2 protein-coding genes are annotated in these 2,245 nt (G+C 42.3%); one reads left to right on the top strand and one right to left on the bottom strand.

The annotated features are described in order from the left end of the window. Positions 1 to 343 (top strand): hypothetical protein (locus tag H6S82_RS29670; RefSeq protein ID WP_206756913.1); only part of this gene is annotated, 343 nt, incomplete at its 5' end. Between the two features lie 56 nt (positions 344 to 399). Here H6S82_RS29670 and H6S82_RS29665 read toward each other — a convergent pair. Next, a partial coding sequence (locus H6S82_RS29665) for a hypothetical protein (RefSeq protein ID WP_191057209.1) occupies positions 400 to 2,245 on the bottom strand: 1,846 nt, incomplete at its 5' end.

Here is a 2,245-nt window from a genome sequence, read left to right as displayed (position 1 = left end):
TCGTACTGTGGCACAACTACCCGCAGAAGCTATTATCCGCATTGAGAAAATTATGGAACTGGGTGCTAAAATTTTGATTGGTGATTGCTTTGGGGCAGATTATTTGGTGCAAACTTTTCTCAAACAATCTGGGTATAGCCGAGTAACTGTTTACCACACAGGCAATTCACCTAGAAATAATGCTGGATTTGCTAGTGTGGGAGTAAATGGTTCTTATACACAGCGCGATCGCATAATGTGTTCTATTGCAGATTATGGTTTGGCGATCATTAAGGATAACTCTCCTGGTACGCTCAAAAATATCCAAAGGATGCCTGGAAAAGTTAGATTGATTCAAGTTTAAAGCATCATCAAACAATATTAGCCCAAGCTTGTTGCTTAGGCTAATATTGTTTGATTTTATCTTTCAATTCCTTGATTTTTAGAGTAATTTTTACCCAAGTTCAATTGATTAAGTCTGGCATCGACTAAAGGCTTAACTTTAGAAATAAAGTGTTCGACTTCTTCTAACTTAAGGCCGTGTTTTTGTAGTTCCTCCAGGCTCGACGCGATCGGCAATGGTGTATAGCTACCACCTTCATACCGCACCCGCATTTTGGGAACGTTTGAGTCAGTCGAAGCATTGTCATAAAGTGTCAGTTCAGATTTAGCTTTATCCCAGACAGCCGTGTTCGATTTGCCAATAGCTTGGGCTCCTGTGGGAGTGGATTTACCTTCCAAGTAAAGGAAGCTGTGGACAATTTCTGCGATCGCCTCTGTCCGCTGTGCTTGTAACGCCTGAGCTTTGTTATACTCCAGTTGTAAAGCCACACCCGGCGGTATAGGAACCACGTTAGCAGTATCATAATCAGTGCTTTGAGAGGCTTCTGGCGTTAGTTGGTGGTTGTCTTGTGCCACTGGGTATCCTTCCATCGGTTGCGCGTAAGCAGACTCAACTAACTGCACTCGGTCATCTACATCCACTTGTCTATGTTGTGATTCCAACTCTACTGTTGAATCAGTAGCAGAAGTAGACCACATACTTTCTGGTAATTTAGGCATCGATTCAAGGCGTTCTAGATAAGTATTAGATTCTCCCGAAGCCTGAAGTAGTTCGCCACATCGCTCAATTAGCTGTTGGTAAACCTCTGGTTTTACTGAATCTGGATTAATGAATAGAACATCATAACCCCGTTGAGTTTCAGACCAAACTAGAGCCTCGTCAGGCGCATGAAGCCATTCTACCCCTTGTGCAGAAAGCCAACGTGAAGTGACATCACTCAATCGTTTGTCTACTGATAGTCCTAAAGCAGGTTGTTCTTTCAAACTCCCATTGGGAGTTTTCCACTCGTGGTCTTCTTTGGTAAACAGTAAGGTGGGTAATTGAGTTAACTTAGTGCGAAATCCACGAGAAATTTCGAGAAGCTCTGAAGAAATTTGTGATTTTTGTTCGGTTTTAATTAGCTTTGTCCAAGCCTCTGGGTATTCTACACTCTCTGGAGCAACAGTGATAGTTGCAGTGGTGGAATTACTTGTTAAGAAAGCTTTTTGAAAAATTTGTCCCTCAACTAATAATCCAGCTTTTGAGAGAGCCTCTTTGCTTTCTTTTTGGGTCAGGACACCCAAAACTTTCCCATCTATTAGGATAGCAGGTTCAGGCTTAAGCTCTTTGAACCCCACAGTCACAGTAGCTGTTTGGTTATTGAAGGTGCATGACCAGAAAGATTTGGAAAGTTTATTAATGCGGAAAGAGTTACCATTAGCAGTAGTAGCAATAACGTGCGAACCAAAGCCTTTTCCCCGACTATTAAGTGTGACATCAATAGTTTTTCCATCTACCAAACGACCGGCTTTTTCTAAGATATTGATGCTTGCTTTATCCAATTCACCTAACACTTGATCCCCCACTTTAATTGCTGGGATTGGTTCGGGTTTAATCAAAGCAATTGTCAATGATGCTTGTTCACCCCTCCAGGCTCTGTCGGCAAAGCTATGCTGTTGAATTTTCCCGATTTGAATGGGTGTGTTAATTCTTGGGTGGTTTAGTTGAACTTGAATCGTGTGACCGGGGTCAGGGTTAACAGTGGCTAGTGCTTTTGTTCCAATGGGTAAATGGGCGCTCCGAGATTCTATGGGAGCAAATTCTTGGTCTTCAATAAAGACTAAGGGACGATTGTAACGAGGATGTTCTGCTGGTAAATCCTGACGCACTTGGATTTGTATTGGTAACTTTTCATCCTGGTTCCATGCTCTACCAAAATGTTGG

It is taken from the genome of Planktothrix sp. FACHB-1355, from assembly GCF_014748295.1.
GTDB lineage: Bacteria > Cyanobacteriota > Cyanobacteriia > Cyanobacteriales > Aerosakkonemataceae > Aerosakkonema > Aerosakkonema funiforme_A.
The sequence above is the reverse complement of the archived record's forward strand: the minus strand, read 5'-3'. Positions and strand labels throughout refer to the sequence as shown.